The organism is Rhodococcus sp. AD45-ID (assembly GCF_003023755.1).
In the GTDB taxonomy this organism is placed as follows: Bacteria; Actinomycetota; Actinomycetes; order Mycobacteriales; family Mycobacteriaceae; genus Rhodococcus_F; species Rhodococcus_F globerula.
The window spans coordinates 581,899-604,941 of sequence record NZ_PYHL01000002.1 but is presented as its reverse complement, the minus strand read 5'-3'; the positions used below and the strand labels follow the sequence as shown (position 1 = coordinate 604,941).

Below are 23,043 nucleotides of genomic sequence, written 5' to 3'. Positions count from 1 at the left end.
ACAGAAAGTGACCAAGGCTTACCGAACGGCGAGGTCTTGCCCTCGCAATCGCTGGGAAATGACAGTCGTGATGCCGTCGCCGCGCATGCTCACTCCGTAGAGAGCATCCGCGATTTCCATGGTGGGTTTCTGGTGCGTGATCACGATCAACTGCGATTTTTCCCGCAGCTGTTCGAAGAGCCCGATGAGGCGGCGCAGGTTGGTGTCGTCGAGAGCGGCTTCCACTTCGTCCATGACGTAGAACGGTGACGGCCGGGCCCGGAAGATCGCGACGAGCATGGCCACCGCTGTCAAGGATTTCTCTCCACCCGAGAGCAAGGAGAGCCGTTTGACCTTCTTTCCCGGTGGTCGCGCTTCGACCTCGATGCCGGTGGTGAGCATGTCCGACGGGTCGGTCAGGACAAGTCGGCCTTCGCCGCCGGGGAACAGTGTCTCGAAGACCCCTACGAACTCACGGGCGACGTCGGTGTAGGCCTCGGTGAACACCTGCAAGATCCGGGCGTCGACGTCGGCGACCACCGCGAGGAGATCCTTGCGTGCTGTTTTGACGTCTTCGAGTTGAGTGGAGAGAAAGGTGTACCGCTCTTCGAGTGCGGCAAATTCTTCGAGCGCCAGCGGATTGACCTTGCCCAGAGTTGCGAGGTCTTTCTCGGCCCGCTTGGCCCGACGCTCCTGCGTGGCGCGGTCGTACGGAGCGGGCGCCGGAGCGGTGACCTGCTCGCCGCGCGCCTTGGCTTCTTCGTACTCCGCCAACTCGAGAGCCGTCGGTGGCAATTCGACGTCGGGGCCGTACTCGGCGATCAGATCGTCGAGTCCGATTCCGTACTGCTCGAGAATGGACTCTTCCAATTGCTCGATGCGCATTGCTGCCTGTGCCTTGGCAACTTCGTCGCGGTGAACGGCATCGGTCAACGATGCGAGCTGCCCGTTCAGCGCCTTGACGATCTCTCGAACCTGGTCGAGCTTGGCGACGCATTCGGTACGGGCGCGCGCCAGGTCGTCGCGATGAGCAACCGCTGCCGCCACGACGGTCTCGAGTTCGCTCACCACTCGCAGACCGGATTCTGCGACTGCCGCAGCCACGGCGGCCGCATGTGCCCGTGCCCGCAACGCGTGTTCTGCCCGCACCCTCGCCTCGCGTTCGGCGGCTGCCGCACGGCGCAGCGAATCAGCTTTTCCGCGAACGGATTCGGCGCGTTCCTCGGCAGTGCGTACGGTCAGTCGCGCATCCATTTCGACGATGCGTACTTCCGCGAGCGCTGCCGCCGCCATTTCCCGGTCGGTGGCGGTTGATTCCGGTTCCCCGGCTTCGAGCCCGCCGTTGTCCTCCGCGTGGCGCAGGCGTTCCTCCAGTTCGGTCAGCGCAGTGAGAGATTCGACTCGACGGGCTTCGGCGCGACTTCGGTGCAACGTCAGTCGCTCCGACTCTTCGTGCGCGACGCGCACCGCCTGACCGAGTCGGCCCAACTGTTCGTAGATCGCGGAGATCGCCGCATCGGATTCGTTGAGTGCGGCAAGAGTCTGTTCTGCGGTTTCCTGCCGGATTGCCTGTTCAGACAGGGCGCCGGCCAAAGCTGCATCCAACTCTTCGGCCCGCAATTGTGTCTGCACCAACTCGGCTGCGGATGCGTCGATGGACGCTTGGGTTTCCAGCGTGCTCGGGCGTCGATCGGAACCGCCGACGAACCACCCCCGGCCGTGCAGGTTCCCGGAGCGGTCGACGGCCCGAATCATGCTGTGTTCAGCCACAACTCGTATCGCCTCGTCGAGGGTGTCGACCAAGACCACGTCGCCCAGGAGAGCGTCGAGTCCCGCTCGCAGTTCGTCCGCGCACTCGATGACGTCGACGGCCCGGCGAATGCCAGGACCGAGGTCGACCGGAGCGGACACGTCGTTCGGCCCGTGGACAATCAACGCCGCCTGCCCACCGTCGTGTTCGGCCAATGCCGATACCGCAGATCGTGCGGCGTCACTCGACTGCGCGACAACAGCATCCGCGGCCGGCCCCATCGCAGCGGCAATTGCACTCTCGTAGCCCGGCGTCACCCGTATCATGTCGGCCAGCGCGCCGGTGACGCCGTCGTGGCGCTCCAGTAGCCACCCCGCACCGTCCTTGCGGGCCAACCCGATCGAGAGCGCTTCGATACGAGCGCTCAGCGACGCGATGCGCTGTCCGCTCGACTTCTCTTCGGCGCGCAACTCGGCAACCCGCGCATCGACGATCGTGAGCGCTTCGACGGCGCGCTCGTGATTGGTGTCGAGACCGACCTCGCCGGCATCGAGGTCACCGATACTTTCCTGCACCGTCTCGAACTCGGCTTCTGCGTCATTCCCGCGGCGTCGGGATTCGTCGATCGATTCGGTGAGCCGCGCAACTTCGGCGTCCGCGGATTCGACGCGCGTTCGTAGGGTGTCTACCTGCCCGGACAGTCGAGCGAGCCCCTCGCGGCGATCGGCCACAGCGCGTACCTCGGCCATGTGTGCCCGTTCCGCTTCTGCCGCAGCGTCTTCCGTTGCCGCCAATTGTTCGCGCGCCGCCTCGGCCGCAGCACGAGCAATCTCGACGCCTTCGATCAACTCGGCTTCCTCAGCCGCCATTCGCTCGGCCCGCGCCTCCATCTCGTCGGGATCCTGGCCACGCACGCCAACCGGTTCGGAGTCGAGGTGACGCGCACGCTCACGTGCGATACGCACCGTGGCGTTGACTCGTTCCGCCAGCGCCGACAACTGGAACCACGTCTGCGCCGCGGCTTCTGCGCCGGGCGTCAGGCGGGCCAGTGCTTGCTCCTGGCGCCCGAGTTCGAGGTTGGCCTCGTCGAGGGCGGCGGCCACCTGATTGTGTTGCTCGCGCGCAGCCTTCTCGTCCTGCGCTTGATCCTGCAGGGCATTGCGCCGGGTCACGAGATCATCTGCGGCCAAACGCATCTTGGCATCACGCAGATCTGCCTGCACAGTCTGGGCGCGCCTGGCAACCTCGGCCTGACGACCGAGTGGCTTGAGTTGGCGTCGCAATTCCGCGGTGAGATCGCTCAACCGGGCGAGATTGGCCTGCATGGAATCGAGCTTGCGTACCGCTTTTTCCTTGCGGCGCCGGTGTTTCAGCACGCCGGCCGCTTCCTCGATGAATGCGCGGCGATCCTCCGGCCGCGATTCCAGGATCGCGGCGAGCCTGCCCTGGCCGACGATGACGTGCATTTCGCGCCCGATACCGGAGTCGCTGAGTAGTTCCTGGACGTCCATCAACCGGCACGACGAGCCGTTGATCTCGTACTCCCCTGCGCCGTCACGGAACATTCGCCGCGTGATCGACACCTCGGTGTAGTCGATCGGAAGAGCGCCGTCGGAATTGTCGATGGTCAAGGTCACTTCGGCGCGGCCGAGCGGAGCCCGCCCGGAGGTTCCGGCAAAGATGACGTCTTCCATTTTTCCGCCGCGCAATGCCTTGGCGCCTTGCTCTCCCATGACCCAGGACAGCGCGTCGACGACATTCGATTTTCCGGAACCGTTAGGGCCGACCACGCAGGTGATGCCGGGTTCGAATCGCAGAGTCGTTGCCGACGCAAAAGACTTGAAGCCTTTGAGCGTCAGACTCTTGAGATGCATGCGGAGAACTTTACCGTCATCGCGGTCAGCGTTCGACGAACCCGGACAGGTCTCCCCGCGCGGCGTCCCAACTGTCGACAACCAGGTCGACAGTTCCCGGCGTGGTGCCCGAGCGCAACAACTCCAGCAACCTTTCGAGCGACTCCCGATCACCCTCCGCGACAACGAGTACTCGGCCGTCGCGCTGATTCGACGCGTACCCCACCAATCCCAATTCCAACGCGCGTGCCCGGGTCCACCACCGGAACCCGACGCCTTGGACAAAGCCGTGTACCCACGCCGTCAACCGCACCGGCTCACTCATGACACACCGCCGACCCGATCGAGCTTGTGCACGTCACCCAGGAAACTGGTGGTGTACAGCGCATTCGGATCCCACCCCGGTCCGGCGCCGAACTTCACCGCCGAGGTCAACGGCAAACCGGAAGCAATCTCACACGAGGTGCCCCACTCCGGATCAACACGGACAACCTTGCCACCGGCGTTGAACGCCACGTACAGCGCTCCGTCCGGTCCGACGGTCAAATCGTCGGCCATGTTCGCGGGACCTAACCCTGGCAACGCAATAGTCCGCACAGTTCCACCCAGATCGTCGGCGTTCAGAATGTGAATTGCGGTGGTGAGGTCGAATGTTGTTGTCACAAAAATATTCTGCCCCGATCGAGCCAACCCGTCGACGGTTCCGAGATCCTCGCGCACGACCGTCGCCGAACCGTCACTGCCGATCACGGTCAGTCCGGGTTGTGTCAATGTACGCGTCGTCAGGAACCGATTGCCGTCCAGCGGCACAAGGCCGTTGGGCATCACCAACCCGTCGGCAATCGTCGTCACCGACCCGTCCCCCACGTTCACTCTGCCCAGAGTGCCGTCCGCGATTCCGAACAGTCCTGAGACTGCAGAGTTTCCGGTGGTGAAGTACACGGCGCCGTCTTGGGCAACCAGCCCGCCCGGCCCGTTCACGTTGCTCACCAGAGTCTTTCGGCTTCCGCCCGGCGCAACAGTCAGCAGCGATCCCGGACCGACGGGAGCCGACTGCGACAACACCAACGATCCGGCCCCGTCGAATTCCAGGTTTTCGAGCATTCCCGCACCGGAGGTCACGAGCGTCGACGTCCACTCGCCACAACCGTCGCCGGCCCCGGCCACCGCTGCCGCCGGAGTGGACACTGCTACAGCACAACCCAGTACCAGCGCAGCGGCAACACTGCCGGCGCGGAGCATCAGGCGTCCGTGTCGATGGTCAACGTGACCTTGGTGCCGGCTTTGAGGGTGCGCCCCACAGTGCAGACCTTGTCGACGGATCGTTCGATCAGCGTGATCAACCGCTGTTGGGCGTCGGCGTCGAGTTCACTGAGGTCGAGTTCGAGAACCTCGTCCAGTTGCGGGTACACCTCGTTCTCACGATCCGCGGTTCCCGACACTCGAATGGTCGCGTCGTAGTTGTCACCGAGACGGCGCGAAATCGGGAAGTCCGAACTCATTCCCGAGCAGGCTGCCAAAGCGATCTTGAGAAGTTCCCCCGGTGTGAAAACACCAGGTACCGATTCCGATCCGATGAGGACTTCGGCGCCCCGCGAACTCTTACCGGTGTAGAGGCGGGTGCCGGTACGTTCGACCCAGAGTTCGGTGTGTGCCGGTGCGTTGTCAGCGATCTGTTCAGCCATGCCGCAATCTTGCCACCCTTCTGCAGTGGCGAGTGCGACGACCTACGCTACGTTTCGCCGCGACCTGGGTGCCGGTTGGCAGCGCGGGCAACTGAACGACGATCGATTCATGAACTTCTCACGCCGAATGGGCGCACCACACCGCGGGCACGGCAGATTTTCCTGCCCGTACGCCGAGAGTGAGCGATCGAAGTAGCCGGATTCGCCGTTCACGTTGACGTACAACGCGTCGAAGGACGTGCCGCCCTGTTCGAGCGCCTCACCCATGACACTGCGGGCCGCCGTCACGAGCTCACGCAGCTTGGGCTTTGTCAGGGTCTCGGCGATTCTGTTGCCGTGAACCTTTGCCCGCCACAATGATTCGTCGGCATAGATGTTGCCGATACCGGAGACGACGGTTTGATCGAGCAGTGCACGTTTGATTTCGGTGTGCTTGCCGCGCAGAACGCTCACCACCGATTCGAGATCGAAAGCCTCGTCCATCGGGTCACGCGCGATGTGCGCAACCGACTCCGGCAGCAGGGTCCCGTCCACCTCGACCAACGGCGAAATCGACCAGCCACCGAAGGTGCGCTGATCGACAAACCGAAGATCGGCTCCGGAATCGAGAGCCAGTCGGATACGAAGGTGCTTTTCCCAGTCCACAGTGGGCGGCTGAACGAGCATCTGACCGCTCATCCCGAGGTGAACCACTACACCGACACCGGCCGGTTCCAGAACCAGCCACAGGTATTTGCCGCGGCGCTCGGCCGAGGCGATGGTCTGTCCCGTCAACTGCCCGATCAGGTCGTCCGACCCGAGAACGTGGCGGCGAATAGCGCGGGGATGGAGAACTTCGACAGCCTCGATCGCCGCACCTACAGCGTGCGACTGTAGGCCGCGGCGAACGACTTCGACTTCGGGAAGTTCAGGCAAGAGAAGAACTCAGCCGGCAAGATCGACAGGAGCATCGGCTACAGCAGCGCCCTCGGAAGCCTTCTCCGACATCGCTTTCCATGCCGTACTTGCTGCCTTCTGCTCGGCTTCCTTCTTGGACCGACCGACACCGACACCCAAGGGATTGCCGCTGATAAGCACAGTGGCGGTGAATTCCTTGTCGTGATCAGGGCCGGTAGCCGTGATCTCGTACACGGGAACACCGGCACTGTGTTCTGCGGTCAACTCCTGCAGACTCGTCTTCCAGTCCAAACCGGCACCCAGAAGCGGAGCACGGGTCAGAAGATCGTCGAACAGGTCGAGGACCACACGGCGCGCGGTATCGATTCCGTGCTGCAAGTGGATGGCGCCAAGAATGGATTCCATACCGTCGGCGAGGATGGACGGCTTGTCACGGCCACCCGTCATTTCCTCGCCCTTGCCCAGAAGCAGATGCGCTCCGAGTCCACCTTCACCCAAAGTCCGCGCAACCTCGGCCAGAGCGTGCATGTTGACTACGCTCGCACGAATCTTGGCAAGGTCACCTTCGGACTTGGCCGGGTGTGACAGGTAGAGATTTTCGGTAACAGTGAGACCGAGAACGGAATCCCCGAGGAACTCGAGGCGCTCGTTTGTCGGCAGTCCACCGTTCTCGTATGCATACGAGCGGTGGGTGAGAGCCAGCGTCAAGAGGCCAGGCTCTATATCGACGCCGATAGCGGCGAGGAGCGTGTCGTGATTGCCCTCGCCGCCAACGGCTGAAACTGTATTGTCGCTCGTCATAGTCTTTCTCCGTGGAGAACTAGACAGCAGCGGTTACCTGGCGGCCCTTGTACGTACCGCAGGACGGGCACGCGATGTGGGGCAAGGTCTGCTCGCCACAGCCACGGTTGGGGCAGGTAACGAGGGTGGGCACAGTGGTCTTCCACTGGCTACGACGCGACCGCGTGTTGGATCGCGACATTTTGCGCTTGGGGACAGCCACTTCTACTTCTCCTCGGCTTCGGTGATCACAAGATTTTCACTGGTGTTTGATTCCACGCCAAATTTGGCCGCGAGACCAGCCCAGCGAGGATCAAGTATGTCATGCCCATGCCCAGATTCCGCAATCGCCAGGCGAATGCCACATTCTGAGCACAATCCCAGGCAATCGTCACTGCACAAAGGCTGGAGCGGAAGCGCCAGTCCGACTGCATCGACGATGACCGGTTCCAGATCGATTTCTTCGTCTTCGACCTGGTAGACCTCGCCCTCTTCGGTTGTCTCCTCGGTGACGCTGTCCGGGTAAGCGAACAACTCCGTGAGATAGACGTCCACAACGCTCGTGAACGGCTCGAGACACCGCGAGCACTCACCCGTAGTGGGTGCGTGCACGGTACCGGTGACGAGAACGCCCTCGGATACCGCTTCCATACGAAGATCGAGATCTATGTCCGAACCTGCTTCGATCGCGATGAGATCGAGACCGATGCGATTCGGCGACTGGATCGTTCTCTCGACAGTGCGCATCGACCCTGGACGCCGACCTAACTTGACGGTGTCCAGCAAGAATCCCGCATCAGTTGACTGATGCGATGAATGACGACGATGCGTTGACAAAGAGAACTCACCTAACTGTTGAAACTGGATGGGCAACCACCCCACAATACCCGACAGTGCACAGCAGGCCCAATCCGGTGAAGGACCCTATCGGCGACGCTCCTGGCGGCGATCGTCGTCGAGATAGTCGGGCACACCCGAACCCGTCCGCAATTGCTGACGACCGCGCCCGACGGATCGAACAGTCCCGTTGAGGAACTCCTCGAACTCGGCAAGTTTGGTGTCGACGTACAGATCACACTCCGAGCGCATCCGATCGGATTCCGCGTGCGCGGCGTCGATCACCCGAGCCGACTCGGCGCGCGCGGTCTGGACGACCTCGGTCTGGGAAACCAGACGTGCCTGCTCCTCGGCTCCGTCGGAAACCGAGCGGTCGTACGACGCCTTGCCTGCTTCGATCATGCGATCGGACTCGTCGCGCGCGCGAGCAGTGACGGCGTCGTACTCGCGTCGACCGTCGGTGACCGTGCGCTCGGCTTCCGCCTCGGCATCGGCGACCAACTGATCGGCGTGAGCGCTGGCCTCGGCGACCATGCGGTCTGCCTGAGCCTTGGCGTCGGACAGGATGCGATCGGCGTCGTCGCGGGCATTCTCGACCGTCGACGTTGCTTCCGCGTTGGCACTGCTGACGGTTTTGTCCGCCGTGGAACGCGCGTCCGAGACCAACTTGTCACGATGGTCGAGGACGTCCTGGGCGTCGTCCAGCTCACTCGGAATAGCGTCACGGACGTCGTCGAGCAGTTCGAGCACGTCGCCGCGTGGGACGACGCACCCGGCAGTCATCGGAACGCCTCGTGCCTCTTCGACAATCGCGACCAGTTCGTCAAGCGCCTCGAATACCCGGTACACAAGCAACCCCAATCTTCACCGGCCAACTATCGGCCCACATCGTCACCGATCCACCTGGATCTGCGCCCGTTCCTTGTCGACAAGTTTGCCGGAAGATCGGCCCACCAGGTGCGTCTGGGGGCGGTGTGTCGGGTATCAGCTGTTTTCGGCTGCCCGTTCAGCGATGCGGTCGAGCAATCGGGCATGCACTTTTGCGGGCAACATGTCAGCGACATCACCACCGAAGGTGGCAACTTCCTTGACCAGTGAGCTGGACAGGTAGCTGTAGGTGGGGTTGGTTGCGACGAACAACGTGTCGACACCGCTGAGCTTCTTGTTCATCTGCGCCATCTGCAGTTCGTAGTCGAAGTCGTTGGCGCCGCGCAGACCCTTGACGATCGCGGTGATCCCCTCTTGCTTCGCGTAGTCGACCAGAAGCCCGTGCCATGACGTCACTCGAACGTTGGGCAGGTGGCTCGTCGCGTCTTCGAGCATCTCGATACGCTCGTCGACGGTGAACATTCCGCGCTTGTTCTTGTTGATCATCACGGTGACCACGACCTCGTCGAATTGCGCAGCAACTCTTCCGATTACGTCGAGGTGACCATTGGTCACAGGGTCGAAGGATCCGGGGCAAACGGCGCCAGTCATGAGTCCAGACCGTAGCAGGTTGCGAGTTCGATCCTGGCCTCGCCGTACTTCTTCGCCTTGACGGGTTCGAACCCGTGCGGCCAGACGGTCTCCGGTGATCGGGACGACCGCTCGAGAACGACGATCGTGCCCTCCCCCACCCACTTGTTTGTCTGAAGGTGTTGGAGGATGGACACCACCGCGTCGTCGGTCACCGCGTACGGCGGGTCTGCGATGACGATGTCGTATTCACGAGCACTCGGACCGGAGACGACCGCAGCGACCGGCGCTGCCCGTAGGACCGCGCCAGGCAGCCCGACAACACCGATGTTGTCCTTGATCACTGCTGCTGCCTTTGCGTCGGACTCGACGAGCATCACGTGCTCCGCACCGCGGGAGAGTGCTTCGAGGCCAAGGGCTCCGGAACCGGCAAACAGGTCGAGGACAGCACAGCCGTCGAGGTCGATACGCGCTTCGAGCGCACTGAAAAGCGCCTCGCGGACCCGGTCCGAGGTGGGCCGGGTTCCGCTCGGCGGGACTCGCAGGCGGCGACCGCCTGCGAGTCCCGAGATAATGCGTGTCACTCTGCGGCGCTCTCCCCGGTGGAGACGACAACGAGGAGGTCGCCGCCTTCGACTTGCTGGACTGCGCTGATCGCGATGCGGGAGACGATGCCGCCGCGCGGTGAGGTGATCGCCGCTTCCATCTTCATTGCTTCGATGGTGGCGACGGTGTCACCGGCCTCGATCTTCTGGCCTTCCTTCACCGCGAGCGTCACGACGCCCGCGAACGGTGCGGCCACGTGACCTGGGTTGTTCTTGTCGGCCTTCTCCGCCACGGGCACATCGCTGGCGATGGACCGGTCCCGGATGGAGACCGGACGCAACTGTCCGTTGAGAATGCACATCACGGTGCGGTAGCCGCGCTCGTCGGGTTCGGAGATCGCTTCGAGTCCGATGATCAACTGCACACCCGGTGTGAGTTCGACGCGATGTTCTTCACCGCGGCGCAGGCCGTAGAAGAACTGGTTCGCCGAGAGCCGCGAGGTGTCTCCGTACTTGTCGCGGTGCTCGAGGAATTCCTTGGTCGGGCCGGGGAACAGCAGACGGTTCAGCGCGCCCTGACGGTCCTTCGACGAGCCTTCGAGCAGCGCCTCGTCTGCAGCGGAGAGCGGCGTCTCCGGCTTCGCGGGGCCGCGGCCCTCGAGTGCCTTGCTGCGGAACGGTTCCGGCCAGCCGCCGGGCGGGGTGCCCAGTTCGCCGCGCAGGAAGCCGACAACCGAGTCGGGGATGTCGAACTTGGCCGGGTCGGCGGCAAATTCCTCCGACGGAACACCGGCACCGACGAGGTGCAGGGCGAGGTCGCCGACTACCTTCGACGACGGCGTCACCTTCACCAGATGCCCGAGCATGCGGTCGGCGTCGGCGTACTTGGCTTCGACTTCTTCGAAGCGGTCACCGAGGCCCAGTGCCACAGCCTGAGTGCGCAGGTTCGAGAGTTGGCCGCCGGGGATCTCGTGCGTGTAGACGCGCCCGGTCGGAGACGGAAGCCCGGACTCGAACGGCGCGTACACCTTTCGCAGTGCCTCCCAGTACGGCTCGAGGTCGCACACGTTCTGCAGATTCAGTCCGGTGTCGAACTCCGAGTGCGCAGCAGCAGCCACGATGGCCGACAGCGCGGGCTGGCTGGTGGTGCCGGCCAGAGCCGCCGAAGCACCGTCGACGGCGTCTGCGCCCGCCTGCCAGGCGGCGAAGTACGTTGCCAACTGTCCACCGGGGGTGTCATGCGTGTGAACGTGCACCGGCAGATCGAAGTTGGAGCGCAACGCGGTCACGAGCTTGGTCGCGGCCGGGGCGCGGAGTAGTCCGGCCATGTCCTTGATCGCCAGGACGTGTGCGCCGGCATTGACGATTTCCTCGGCCAGCTTCAGGTAGTAGTCGAGGGTGTAGAGCGTTTCGTTCGGATCCGACAGGTCGCCGGTGTAGCTCAGCGCAACCTCGGCGAGGGCCGTACCGGTCTCGCGGACCGCGTCGATGGCCGGCCGCATCTGGTCGACGTTGTTGAGCGCGTCGAAGATTCGGAAAATGTCGATACCGGTATCGGTGGCTTCCTGCACGAAGGCGCGGGTGACCTTTTCCGGATACGGCGTGTAGCCCACCGTGTTTCGTCCACGCAGCAGCATCTGCAGGTTGATGTTCGGGATCGCTTCGCGCAGCGCGGCGAGCCGGTACCACGGGTCCTCGTGCAGGAAGCGAAGTCCCACATCGTATGTCGCGCCGCCCCACGCTTCGATGGAGAGCAGTTCCGGCGTCAACCGGGCAACGTGACCGGCGACGTCGAGCAGGCCGCTGGTACGGACGCGGGTCGCCAACAGCGACTGGTGTGCGTCACGGAACGTGGTGTCGGTGACCGCAACAGCCTTCTGCTCACGCAGCGCCTTCGCGAATCCTTCCGGACCGAGTTCGAGCAACCGCTGGCGGCTACCGGCCGGCGGCGGAGTCGAGAGATCGATCTTGGGGAGCTTGTCCTGCGGGTACACCGCGGAAGGACGTTCGCCGTGCGGCTTGTTGACCGTGACGTCGGCGAGGTACGTGAGGATCTTGGTACCGCGGTCCGCCGAGGAGCGCTGCGTCAACAGATGGGGACGTTCCTCGATGAACGACGTCGTGACCCGCCCGGCCTTGAAGTCCGGATCGTCGAGAACTGCTTGCAGGAACGGGATATTCGTCGAGACGCCGCGGATACGGAACTCCGTGACCGCGCGACGCGCACGCGCCACGGCAGCCTCGAGGTCGCGTCCACGGCAGGTGAGCTTGACCAGCATCGAGTCGAAGTACGCGCCGACCTCGGCACCGAGGGTTGCGCCGCCGTCGAGGCGGATACCGGCACCACCCGGCGTGCGGTACGCGGTGATCCGGCCCGTGTCGGGGCGGAACCCGTTGGCGGGGTCCTCGGTGGTGATGCGGCACTGCAGCGCCGCGCCGCGCAGCTTGATCGAGTCCTGCGTCAGACCCAAGTCGTCAAGGGTGGAACCGGACGCGATCAGGAGCTGCGACTGAACGAGGTCGACATCGGTGACCTCTTCGGTGACCGTGTGCTCCACCTGGATTCGCGGATTCATCTCGATGAAGACGTGATTGCCACGGGTGTCGAGAAGGAACTCCACCGTGCCGGCGCACGTGTAACCGATCTGCTTCGCGAAAGCCACGGCATCGGCGCAGATCTTGGCCCGCAACTCCTCCGACAGATTCGGGGCCGGGGCGAGTTCGATCACCTTCTGGTGGCGACGCTGCAACGAGCAGTCGCGCTCGAACAGGTGAATAACATTGCCGTGCTCGTCGGCGAGGATCTGGACTTCGATGTGGCGGGGATCGATGACAGCCTGCTCGAGGAACACCGTCGGATCACCGAAGGCGGATTCCGCTTCACGCGCCGCGGCTTCGATGGATTCCTTGAGCAGTGATCGCTCGGCGACGCGGCGCATACCGCGGCCACCACCACCGGCGACGGCTTTCACGAAGATCGGGAACGTCATGTCCTCGGCTGCCGCGAGCAACTCGTCGATATCCGACGACGGCTCCGACGACGCCAGCACCGGCAGACCCGCAGCCTTCGCTGCGGCAATCGCCCGCGCCTTGTTACCGGTCAGCTCGAGGATCTCCGCGGACGGGCCGACGAACTTGATGCCCGCCTCCGCACACGCAGCCGACAGATCCGGATTCTCGGACAGGAACCCGTAACCGGGGTAGATCGCGTCAGCGCCGGCATTTTGTGCCGCGGCCACGATCTCCTCCACCGACAGGTACGCCCGAACCGGGTGCCCCTTCTCCCCGATCTGATAACTCTCGTCAGACTTCAGGCGGTGGATCGAGTTCCGATCCTCGTACGGGAACACCGCGACAGTTCCAGCACCTAGTTCGTAGGCGGCGCGGAAGGCGCGGATCGCAATTTCGCCGCGGTTGGCGACGAGCACTTTGGAGAACATGGGGAAAAACTACCGCGAATTCCGTGTGTACAAGCACGCGGCGTCCCACATCGTAGACTGAATCGAGAAACAAACCCGATGGTCCTGCCGCTATTCGTATTCAGTTTGCCGTCATACTTCTCACGATTTCTCGAGGTATTCGATCCGATCGGAGTCAAGAGCGGCGCTCACCATCGACGCAAGTGCGGGATGCTGGGCGAGTGTCGGGTCGCGTTCGACAACTCCGGTCGCGAAGTCTCGCGCGGATTCGAGAATGTCGCCGTGCGCGATGAGCGAGAGCAGCCGCAGATTCGAGGTTGTGCCTGACTGCGCCGCACCGAGGATGTCTCCCTCACGTCGTGTCGCGAGATCGAGTTGTGCCAGTTCGAAACCGTCATTGGTGGCGGCAACGGCAGAGAGCCGCTCGTACGCCGGTCCACCTGGGTTGCTTCCCGTCACCAGAATGCACAGCCCTTGGTGCTTTCCTCTGCCGACACGGCCACGCAGCTGATGGAGCTGACTGACGCCGAACCGCTCCGCGTCGACGATCACCATGACCGTCGCGTTCGGCACGTCCACACCGACCTCCACGACGGTGGTGCAGACGAGCACATCGATGTCGCCGACGTTGAACGCGCTCATGACCACGTCTTTCTCATCTGACGGCAGGCGACCGTGCAGGAGGCCGACGCGCAGCTCGGAAAGCGGACCGCTCGACAACTCCTCGAAAACGTCGACTGCCGACTTCGTTTCGGGTTGCTTCTCCTCGGTGAACTGGTCCTCGCCCGCGGCAGGCTCGCCGTCACCGATCCGGGAGCACACGACGTAGGCCTGACGCCCGTCTGCGACGTCCTCGCGAATTCGTGCCCACGCCCGATCCACCCAGGCAGGCTTCTGCTTTGCCGGCACAACGCTGCTCTTGATCGGGCTACGCCCACGAGGCAATTCGCGCAGGGTGGACACTTCCAGATCGCCGAGCACCGTCATGGCAATGGTGCGCGGAATGGGAGTAGCAGTCATGACCAGCAGGTGGGGGCTCAGGCCGTCGCGAGCACGCGAGCGGAGGTGATCTCGTTGCTCCACCCCGAACCTGTGCTGCTCGTCGACCACAACCATGCCGAGGTTGAAGAACTCGACACTGTCCTGGATGAGCGCGTGAGTACCGATGACAATTCCCGCATCTCCGGTCACCGCGTCGAGAAGCGCGGCACGTTTTGCGGCAACCGGAAGTGAACCGGTGAGCAAGGCGATACGAGTGGAGTGCTCGGCCGAGCCCAACTCTCCCCCGGTTGCAAGCGGCCCCATCATCGCGCGCAGGGATCGGGCATGCTGATTGGCCAGCACTTCGGTAGGCGCGAGCAGTGCACATTGATATCCCGCGTCAACCGCTTGCAGCATCGCCCGAAGCGCCACGATGGTCTTACCCGAGCCCACCTCACCTTGAAGGAGCCGGCTCATGGGGTGAGTCTGCGAGAGATCGGCCGCGATTTCCGCGGCGACGGCTTGCTGCCCTTCCGTCAGTGTGAACGGCAACATCTCCTCGAACTGCTCGGCGATACCGCCTGCGACAGGCACGCACGCCGGTGCCACCCGCTCGGAATTGTCGTGACGTCGCATCGCCAGAACCAACTGCAGAGACAGCGCCTCGTCGAACCGCAATCGCTCGCGGGAACGTTCGATGTCGTCCTTGCTATCGGGCAGGTGCACCGTCCTCAGTGCCTCGTCCAGCCCGACAAAATGATGTTCGGCGAGAGTCTCGGCCGGAAGTGGTTCGGGAACCGGATCAAGCTGATCGAGAACCTGTCGGACGCACCGCATGATCGTCCAGCTCTCCACCTCGCGCGTCGCCGGATACAGCGGGATGAACTCACGCTCGAAAATCGAGTAGTCGAGTTCGGCGCCCGGCCCCGAACTGGCACGGGCCAGCCCCGCGAGATCACCGGCACCCTTGACGGCTTTCAAAGGAACCACCGAATCTTCTTCCCCGGCACGGGGTTCCGGAAGGATCAGATAACTGGGGTGCGTCAAACTCCACTTGTTCCGGAAGTATTTGACTGTGCCCGAGAACATCGCCCGCACGCCGGGCTTGATGGCGTGCTTCACCTTGTACGGGTTGAAGAAGGTGACGTCGACGGTCTGTGTGTCCGTCGTGAGCGAGACCTTGAGCATCTGCCCCGTCCGGGACTTCATATTCACCACGCTCGCGGACGCCACCCGCGCAATGATCGTGATGTGCTCGCCCTCCGGAGGCTCTTTGTCGGCAAGTTCCTTACCGGCCGACGCGTACCGGTGAGGATAGTGGCGCAGGAGATCCTCGACCGTGCGTATCTCGAAGGCCTCGGCCAACGCGTCCGCGGTCTTCTTTCCCAGAAGCCGATCCAAGTTGTCGGCGAGCGTTGCCATGTCAGTTTCCTCGCAGATCGAAAAGCAGCAGATCGAAAAGCACAGCTATTCGTATATCAGTAGCCGCCGACACAAAAACTCCCGACACGATCACCCCGGCGACCGCTCACTCAACGCCCAGCTGAAACAGATCCCCCGGCTGACCGCCCTGATAGATCAGCACGTCGACGCCTGGGTAGGTGCTGATGACATGTGCTTCCATCCGCTCGGCCAAGCCGTCGGCGGCGTCGGCGCCCATGAGAAGTGTGACCAATTCGCCACCAGATCCCAGCGCAAGATCGATCAACCGCGCTGCCGACGCCTCGACGTCCGGTCCGATGACCACCACCTCGTGGCCCATCAATCCGATGGCGTCGCCCGGGTCGCAGGTTCCGACAAACGTCAGCGACCGTTCCACCGCGATCCGCAGAGACCCCCACCGAGTTGCCGCAGCCGACTCGGACATGGTGAACCCGTCGTCGGCGACGTTGCGACTTCCGTCGTGGACCGCGAGTGCTGCCAACCCCTGAACCATCGAGGATGTCGAGAGCAGCAGCACCTGATGCAGGGGATCTCGGGCCGCGGCACTGACCGCAACCAATTCCTGAGCGCTCAACGCGCCGTTCGGCAGCACCAGCACCTCGGTGCGATCCATGGTGCGGATATGGCCGAGCAACTGTGCGCGGGTCACCGGCGCGTCGTCGCACCGCAGTACCGAGGCACCTTCACTCTCGAACAGTGCCGCGGCGCCGTCCCCCGCCACAACGGCGAGTACACCACGCGCATCGTGGCCCTGAAACTGCATCTCCTGACGGGCGACCAACTGATCACGTTCGTCGACGAGGAAACTGCTGATCCGAATCCCGTGCACGCGGCCGGCTTCGAGGCCGGCCTCGACTGCGGCGCCCGCATCACAGCAATGCACGTGAACCGACCAGCCACCGAATCCGTCACTGACGATCACTATCGAGTCGCCGAGCACCGCCAACCGGGTGCGGAGCGCCGCCATCAGATCCTCATCCGATTCGTCGACGAGGTACATCACCTCGAAGTCCTGCGCCGAATCGTCGCCACATTCGAGCGGACCCGATTTCCGGTCCCAGTCATGGTCGCGTCTGCTGACCTCTGCAATGAGACCGCGGCTTCGTCCGGCACCCAGTTCCACCCGATCCGGTGAGTGCCCGGACACGGACTCGACCAGAGCGTCCAAAATCACCAGCAAGCCCAGTCCGCCCGCATCCACGACGCCTGCCGAGGCCAGCACGTCGAGTTGCTGCGGTGTCTTGACCAGGGCGCTCGCGGCCGCATCTGCCGCGGCGAGCGCAACAGACTGGAGGTCCACGCCGACGCACTGCGCCGCCGCTTCACCGGACGCTCGGAGAACGGTCACGATGGTGCCCTCGACCAAGTCCGTCACCGCGCGCGACGCAAGCTCGGTACCCGTCTGCAGCGCTTCCGCAAGATCGAGTCCGTTGATCCGCTCACCGCGCACCGTCTCGGCAATCCCACGAATCACCTGGGACAGGATGACGCCGGAATTGCCGCGGGCTCCTGCCACGGCGCCCCGCGCCAGCGCATTGGCGGTGCGGGTAGCGCTGGTGACGTCGCCGCCGAGCGCTTCGGCCGAATCGAGCGCGGCACGCATCGTGAACAGCAGATTTGTGCCGGTGTCGGAATCAGGGATGGGAAAGACGTTGAGGCTGTTGATCTCTCCGCGCCGCTCCTCGAGGCAATCGACCGAGCGTCGCGCCCACCGGCGCAGCAGGAGACCGTCGGCCGTCCCGTCCGTTCTCTGGTGGTGCGCGTCCCCCACTGGCAATTCCCCTCTGCGGAAACGTCCCCTCCTCGGGGACGGAAACGAATGCTGTCGAGGGTAGTCGGGCACACTCCGTAATCACCGGTTTGCAGGCCGGTTTGGTCAATCCACCGGTCAACAGTTACTGTTACACGGTTGCCTCGAACGGGCTACACCAAATATTGCTGCAAACAGTGCACTCCGGTGCATCGTCTACAACAGTGTTCTGTGTTGTCACGCTCGACTGCACCGTAAGCGGTCGGAGACCGATTCGGTATCGCAAGATCCACAGCGTATATTCGAATTGTCATTCTGGCCGTCCTACTGTGTAGGGTGACCACTTCAATATTCATTTCTAACAAGGAGTTCGCGACTATGGCTGCCGTCTGCGACGTATGCGCCAAGGGGCCCGGCTTCGGTAAGTCGGTCTCGCACTCGCACCGGCGTACCAATCGTCGCTGGAACCCGAACATTCAGTCTGTTCGTACCGAGGTTGCCCCGGGTAACACCCGTAAGGTCAACGTGTGCACCTCCTGCCTGAAGGCAGGCAAGGTCGCTCGGGGCTGATTGCCCGAGCACAACGATTGCAAGCTCTGCCCCCGACACTTCGGTGTCGGGGGCAGAGCTGTTTTTGTCGTGCCTTTTGTTGTGCCTGTGCCGGGGTCCCTCCTGTGACGACCCGGACACCTGACCCGTAATGTGCGTGAGGTGACTTCCATCGATGACCTCAGCAAAGTAACGCTCGAAGAAGGCGTACTCCGCATCACCATTTCCACCGCCGCCAACGGCACCTCCCTCGACGACGAAGGGATGATCCAGGGTGCAGTGGCCCTGGAATCGTTCGGCGACGACATCGGCAGCATTCTTCTGGTCGGTGAAGGCCCCAACTTCTGTGCGGGCGGTAACGTCCGGGCCTTCGCGTCAGCGCCGGATCGCGGCGAGTACGTCGAAGGAGTTGCCCAGAATCTCCACACCTTCGTGCGTGCTCTGGATGCGGCATCGGTTCCCGTGGTCGCCGGAATTCACGGTTGGGCAGCGGGGGCCGGCATGAGCCTGGTCTGCCTTGCCGACATCGCCATCGGCGGCACCAGCACCAAACTTCGCCCCGCGTACCCTTCCATCGGATTCACGCCGGACGGTGGGATGTCCTGGTCACTCCCCCGCATCGTCGGCGCCGGACGGGCTCGCGAAATCCTCCTGAGCGATTCCATTATCGGCGGCGACGAAGCTGTTCGCCTCGGCATCCTCACCCGCCTCGTCGGTGACGACGAGGTTCAGGAAGAGGCAGCCCGGCTCGCCCGCACGCTTGCACACGGACCGAGTTCGTCGTACGCCGGCATCAAGGCACTGTTGCGCTCGTCACGAACCAACACGCTCTCCGAGCAACTCGACGCCGAAGCTACGTCCATCAAGACTGCCGCCAACAGTCCCATCGGCCGGGAGGGCGTCGACGCGTTCGTCGAGAAGCGTCGTCCCGATTTTGTAGCTGCCAAGCAGCCTTGATTCAGCTCGCGTGACCGAACTGCTCGTCACCAGAGTGGTTCGGTCACGCTCGCGGTTGATCCCAGATCCCAGTCGACCGGCGTGGCCCCCATGTCCGTCAGAAGTTGGTTTGCCCGACTGAACGGACGTGAACCGAAGAACCCACGCGACGCCGAAAGTGGTGACGGGTGCGCAGATTCGATGATGGGGGTATCCCCTAGTAGCGGGGTCAGCGTCGCGGCGTCGCGACCCCACAGAATGGCAACCATCGGGGCAGATCGAGCCACCAGAGCGCGAATTGCCTGTTCGGTCACAGGTTCCCAACCCTTTTTCCGATGTGACGCCGCTGCCCCTGGCGCTACGGTCAGTACCCGGTTGAGCAGCAACACACCTTGATTCGACCACGGTGTCAGGTCACCGTCATCGGGAATCGGCAAACCGAGATCTTGGTGATATTCCTTGTAGATGTTGACCAGACTGCGGGGAACTGGTCGAACATCAGGGGCAACCGAAAAGCTCAGACCCACCGCATGACCGGGGGTCGGATACGGATCCTGTCCGACGATAAGCACTTTGACGTCCTCGAACGGATTCGTGAACGCGCGCAGCACATTCTCGCGCGCGGGCAGAAACTCGCGGCCCGCTGCGGTCTCGTTGTCGAGGAACTTCTGCATCAGAGCGATCTGCTCCGAAACCGGTTCCAGCGCTGTGGCCCAGCCGGATTCGATGTGAGTGTCCATCAGTCGAGCCTGCGTAGGGCGCCGCGATAATGTGCAGCGTTGGCAGAGTAGTTCGCGACATTCGCTTCGAGATGACCGAGCGGAACTTCGTAGCCTTCGCGAATCTTGGCGGGCACCCCCAAAGCCATGCTGCGCGGTGGCACTACGAATCCGCGCGCGATCACGGCGCCGGCTCCGACTATCGACCCTGCCCCGATCACCGAACCGTTGAGCACGATCGACCCGGATGCGATCAAGCACCCTTCTTCGATCGTGGAACCCTCGATATGCGCGTTATGACCCACAACACAGCCCGCACCGATAATCGTGGGTTCGGTAACCGTGCAATGAATCACGGTGCCGTCCTGAATGTTCGATCCAACACCCACCGAGATGGTCCCGTAGTCACCACGCAGTACGGCCTGCGGCCAGATCGACGTTCCCGCAGCGAGGCTCACATTGCCGATCACCACCGCGTCCGGGTGTACGTACGCGTCCGGATGAATATCCGGAACCTTGTCTCCTAGTGCATAAACAGCCATGAGGAGAACCTATACCGCGGTGGTGCCCGTGGCCGAAAAGCTGTGCCAGCCGCCGCCGGATTCACGCAGTTCTCCGTCCACAACAACTCCGGCGCCGGCAACGATCTCCCCGATGACCGTCCACCCCGACGGCAGGTCTTCACCGGCTGCAAAGGTCGCGGCAAAACCGTGATCTTCGCCACCGGAGAGAATCCACTCCAGCGGATCGAGTTTCAGCGCGGCCGCAGCTTTCGGTACGTCGGCCGACGTCGGTACAGCACCCGAATCGATGCGGACCTGGACTCCTGACGCAGACGCGAGGTGGCGAAGATCAGCGACGACCCCGTCCGAGATGTCGGTCATGGAGTGAGCAGTATCGGCCGCTGCCCATGCGGACTCGTACGGCGGGACCGGAACACGATGGAGCGCGAGAAGATCCGGAAACGATCGATCGCCGGCGAGCAGCAGCGCCAAACCTGCTGCCGAACAACCGAACAATCCGGCGACGGCAACACGGTCACCCACCTGGGCGCCGGCCCGCGTGACTGCCCGCCGTCCACCCAAATCTCCGAGTACCGTCACCGAGACAACAATGTCCTGCGACTGCACCAGATCCCCGCCGACAATGCCCGCACCCAGATCCGTTGCGGCATCCCAGATTCCGGCGGAGATTTCGTCCATGACGTCGACCGGAGTCGACGGTGGGCAGCCCAATGACACGGTGAAGGCGCTCGGCCGCGCACCCATCGACACGATGTCGGCAGCATTCTGTGCCACCGCTTTACGTCCCACGTCGCGCGGCGGCGACCAGTCCAGCCGAAAATGCCTTCCCTCGACCAGCATGTCCGAGGAAATGACAACCCGGCCGTCGGGTGCGGTCACGATCGCCGCGTCGTCGCCGGGACCCAACTCCGTCGTCAGCGGTTGAATTCGACCGACAAGGGAGCGGGCAATCACGTCGAACTCCCCCACCTGCGCAACCGTGCGGGGCGATGAAGATGCCTGTTCGTTCGAGGTCGATCCTGATGACGAGATGAGCACTCCCTTTTTCTCAGCGCAGATCGGACCAAAAGCGTCCTGCGGTACCGTCAAAGCAGTGGCAATTCTACCGATGCGCACGCGAGCTCCCCAGCAACAACCGAACCCGGAACCGAACGAAGAACTGAGCATGTCTGAGAACACGTCCCCCGAGACGAACGACCATGGCGATAACGACCTCGACGAGGTCGAGCGTCGTAGCCCGGCATTGATTGCCACCGCCATCGCACTGCCAGTGGCCCTGATCGTCGGGTTGGTGATCGCCGCCGTGGTCGCCGGAAAGAACCCGACGCTCGAACCGGTGGCACTCGGCCCGGTTCCGGCACCCAACGCGGAGTCCGAGACCTGCGTTTCGCTGCTTGATGCTCTCCCCGAGGACATCGGCGACTTCACCAAGGCCGAACTTGTCGAACCCGCACCCGCCGGCGCCGCTGCGTGGCAGCGCAGCGAGGGTGAACCGATCGTCCTGCGCTGCGGACTCGACCGCCCCGCCGAATTCGATCAGGCCGCGGCACTTCAGGTAGTCAACGGCGTCCAGTGGTTCCAGATCTCGGGTACCGACATCGGCCTGGCGGCCAGCACCTGGTTTGCCGTCGACCGCGGCGAATACATCGGGATCACCGTTCCCGACGGCACCGGCCCCACTCCGATTCAGGAAATCTCGGACACCATCTCTGCGACAATCCCGCAGCAGCCGCTCGACCCGGCGCCGATCCCGGTTCCCTGACGGACAGGGCCGGTAATCCCGGCCCCTGTCCGTCAGCGCAACACGTCCGTCAGCGCAATCCGGTCCCGCGGGCGAGCGCAGTGTCGACCAACGTCGAAAGCAAAGTGCCGTAATCGATTCCGGTCGCTTTCCACATCTTCGGATACATCGAGATGGACGTGAATCCTGGCATCGTGTTGATCTCGTTGATCACCGGCCCGTCCTCGGTGACAAAGAAGTCCACGCGTGAGAGCCCCTGGCAATCGAGTGCGGTGAACGCGCGCACGGCCAACTCGCGAATCTGATCGCTGACAGCCGCGTCCACATGTGCGGGGACGTCGAATTCGCAGACGTCGTCGAGATACTTGGTGTCGAAGTCGTAGAACGCGTCCGAGTCACCGTCGTCGGCGGGCATCCGGATCTCTGCGACCACACTCGCCTTGACGTCACCGCTGGGGAATTCGAGCACACCGCATTCGACTTCCCGCCCGATGATCGCGCCCTCGATGATCACCTTCGGATCGTGCAGGCGAGCATGAGCGATCGCGCCCTCGAGGCCGTCCCACCCGGTGACTCGCGTGATGCCGATCGACGATCCACCGCGAGCCGGCTTCACGAAAACCGGAAGCCCCAACTGATCCTTCTGCTCGTCGGTCAGTGTCGCCGTTCCCGGGCGCAGGACCACCTGCGTACCGACCGGCAACCCCTCGGCGGCAAGCAGTTTCTTGGTGAATTCCTTGTCCATACCGGCGGCGCTAGCCAGCACACCGGGACCGACGTAGGGAATTCCGGCCATTTCCAGGAGACCCTGGATGGTGCCGTCCTCGCCGTAAGCACCGTGCAGGACGGGAAATACGACGTCGACAGTTGCCAGGACAGAACCCACGTCGGTTCCGTCGAGCGCCAGCAGCGCACCGGAACGCGTCGGGTCAGCAGTCAGTGTCAGCGCCGTCCCGTCCTTGTCGACTGTGGGCAACTCGCGACCGTTGATGGCCAGCGATTCCGGATCGGTGGAACCGAGAACCCAGGCCCCGTCGGCGGTGATGCCGATCGGCACGACGTCGTAGCGTTCCGGATCGAGGTGCGCGAGGACGCTCCCGGCGGATACGCACGACACGGAATGTTCATTGCTCCGGCCACCGAAGATCACGGCTACCCGGGTGCGGCTGTTATTCACGCGTCAAACCGTACCGTCGA

Annotated in this window: 21 protein-coding genes; 3 read left to right on the top strand and 18 right to left on the bottom strand. The window is 63.4% G+C overall.

All coding sequences use genetic code 11. The features are described 5' to 3' along the window. Nucleotides 1-18: 18 nt before the first annotated feature. The 14 genes from smc to C7T36_RS18975 all read right to left on the bottom strand — a co-directional run bounded on the left by smc (nt 19) and on the right by C7T36_RS18975 (nt 17,398). Nucleotides 19-3,603: a chromosome segregation protein SMC gene (gene smc / locus C7T36_RS19040; RefSeq protein WP_045067187.1), complete on the bottom strand. Its 3,585-nt coding sequence runs from the start codon at nt 3,601-3,603 to the stop codon at nt 19-21. A gap of 25 nt (nt 3,604-3,628) precedes the next feature. Continuing rightward, nucleotides 3,629-3,907 carry an acylphosphatase gene (locus C7T36_RS19035; protein ID WP_045067185.1) on the bottom strand — a complete coding sequence of 93 codons (279 nt, stop codon included), beginning with the start codon at nt 3,905-3,907 and terminating at the stop codon, nt 3,629-3,631. After that, complete coding sequence (locus C7T36_RS19030; RefSeq protein WP_045067183.1) at nt 3,904-4,824, bottom strand: SMP-30/gluconolactonase/LRE family protein; 921 nt, start codon at nt 4,822-4,824, stop codon at nt 3,904-3,906. Before C7T36_RS19030 ends, C7T36_RS19035 begins: the two co-directional genes overlap by 4 nt. After that, nucleotides 4,824-5,267 (bottom strand): OsmC family protein, encoded by a 444-nt coding sequence (locus tag C7T36_RS19025; protein WP_033236561.1) that lies wholly within the window; start codon nt 5,265-5,267, stop codon nt 4,824-4,826. Before C7T36_RS19025 ends, C7T36_RS19030 begins: the two co-directional genes overlap by 1 nt. 42 nt (nt 5,268-5,309) lie before the next feature. After that, on the bottom strand, nt 5,310-6,182 hold the full coding sequence (gene mutM / locus C7T36_RS19020) for a bifunctional DNA-formamidopyrimidine glycosylase/DNA-(apurinic or apyrimidinic site) lyase (RefSeq protein WP_033236562.1): 873 nt from the start codon (nt 6,180-6,182) through the stop codon (nt 5,310-5,312). A gap of 9 nt (nt 6,183-6,191) precedes the next feature. Continuing rightward, entirely contained in the window at nt 6,192-6,965 is a 774-nt protein-coding gene (gene rnc / locus C7T36_RS19015) for a ribonuclease III (RefSeq protein ID WP_033236563.1), read from the bottom strand. A gap of 19 nt (nt 6,966-6,984) precedes the next feature. Next, complete coding sequence (gene rpmF / locus C7T36_RS19010) at nt 6,985-7,167, bottom strand: 50S ribosomal protein L32 (protein ID WP_007729318.1); 183 nt, start codon at nt 7,165-7,167, stop codon at nt 6,985-6,987. 2 nt (nt 7,168-7,169) lie between these two features. Further along, on the bottom strand, nt 7,170-7,730 hold the full coding sequence (locus tag C7T36_RS19005) for a DUF177 domain-containing protein (RefSeq protein ID WP_033236564.1): 561 nt from the start codon (nt 7,728-7,730) through the stop codon (nt 7,170-7,172). A gap of 138 nt (nt 7,731-7,868) precedes the next feature. Next, nucleotides 7,869-8,630, bottom strand: a complete 762-nt coding sequence (locus tag C7T36_RS19000; protein ID WP_033236565.1) for a DivIVA domain-containing protein — start codon at nt 8,628-8,630, stop codon at nt 7,869-7,871. A 135-nt stretch (nt 8,631-8,765) separates the two neighbouring features. Beyond that, complete coding sequence (gene coaD, locus C7T36_RS18995; protein ID WP_033236566.1) at nt 8,766-9,260, bottom strand: pantetheine-phosphate adenylyltransferase; 495 nt, start codon at nt 9,258-9,260, stop codon at nt 8,766-8,768. After that, on the bottom strand, nt 9,257-9,823 hold the full coding sequence (rsmD, locus tag C7T36_RS18990; RefSeq protein WP_033236567.1) for a 16S rRNA (guanine(966)-N(2))-methyltransferase RsmD: 567 nt from the start codon (nt 9,821-9,823) through the stop codon (nt 9,257-9,259). Before rsmD ends, coaD begins: the two co-directional genes overlap by 4 nt. Beyond that, complete coding sequence (locus C7T36_RS18985; RefSeq protein WP_045067179.1) at nt 9,820-13,224, bottom strand: pyruvate carboxylase; 3,405 nt, start codon at nt 13,222-13,224, stop codon at nt 9,820-9,822. The genes rsmD and C7T36_RS18985 overlap by 4 nt, the downstream gene beginning before the upstream one ends. A 120-nt stretch (nt 13,225-13,344) precedes the next feature. Beyond that, entirely contained in the window at nt 13,345-15,606 is a 2,262-nt protein-coding gene (recG, locus tag C7T36_RS18980; RefSeq protein ID WP_045067176.1) for an ATP-dependent DNA helicase RecG, read from the bottom strand. Between the two features lie 106 nt (nt 15,607-15,712). Next, nucleotides 15,713-17,398 (bottom strand): DAK2 domain-containing protein, encoded by a 1,686-nt coding sequence (locus tag C7T36_RS18975; protein ID WP_239654712.1) that lies wholly within the window; start codon nt 17,396-17,398, stop codon nt 15,713-15,715. Between the two features lie 357 nt (nt 17,399-17,755). Here C7T36_RS18975 and rpmB point away from each other — a divergent pair, with 357 nt between their 5' ends. After that, nucleotides 17,756-17,947, top strand: coding sequence for a 50S ribosomal protein L28 (gene rpmB / locus C7T36_RS18970; protein WP_003942669.1), 192 nt, complete (start codon nt 17,756-17,758; stop codon nt 17,945-17,947). A 141-nt stretch (nt 17,948-18,088) separates the two neighbouring features. Then, nucleotides 18,089-18,883, top strand: a complete 795-nt coding sequence (locus C7T36_RS18965) for an enoyl-CoA hydratase-related protein (RefSeq protein WP_045067925.1) — start codon at nt 18,089-18,091, stop codon at nt 18,881-18,883. Between the two features lie 26 nt (nt 18,884-18,909). Here C7T36_RS18965 and C7T36_RS18960 read toward each other — a convergent pair whose 3' ends face one another. The 3 genes from C7T36_RS18960 to C7T36_RS18950 are packed head-to-tail and all read right to left on the bottom strand — an operon-like array spanning nt 18,910 to nt 21,143. Next, nucleotides 18,910-19,602, bottom strand: coding sequence for a uracil-DNA glycosylase (locus C7T36_RS18960; protein ID WP_033236570.1), 693 nt, complete (start codon nt 19,600-19,602; stop codon nt 18,910-18,912). Beyond that, a complete protein-coding gene (locus tag C7T36_RS18955) occupies nt 19,602-20,123 on the bottom strand; it encodes a gamma carbonic anhydrase family protein (protein ID WP_045067171.1) in 522 nt (173 codons plus the stop codon). Before C7T36_RS18955 ends, C7T36_RS18960 begins: the two co-directional genes overlap by 1 nt. A gap of 9 nt (nt 20,124-20,132) precedes the next feature. Next, the gene (locus C7T36_RS18950; protein ID WP_258190632.1) at nt 20,133-21,143 is read right to left on the bottom strand and encodes a thiamine-phosphate kinase; all 1,011 of its coding nucleotides are present in this window, start codon (nt 21,141-21,143) and stop codon (nt 20,133-20,135) included. 127 nt (nt 21,144-21,270) lie between these two features. Here C7T36_RS18950 and C7T36_RS18945 point away from each other — a divergent pair, with 127 nt between their 5' ends. Next, complete coding sequence (locus tag C7T36_RS18945) at nt 21,271-21,867, top strand: DUF3515 domain-containing protein (protein ID WP_045067923.1); 597 nt, start codon at nt 21,271-21,273, stop codon at nt 21,865-21,867. Between the two features lie 49 nt (nt 21,868-21,916). Here the strand turns inward: C7T36_RS18945 and C7T36_RS18940 are convergent, their stop codons facing one another. Beyond that, on the bottom strand, nt 21,917-23,023 hold the full coding sequence (locus C7T36_RS18940; RefSeq protein WP_045067170.1) for a D-alanine--D-alanine ligase family protein: 1,107 nt from the start codon (nt 23,021-23,023) through the stop codon (nt 21,917-21,919). Between the last annotated feature and the right edge of the window lie 20 nt (nt 23,024-23,043).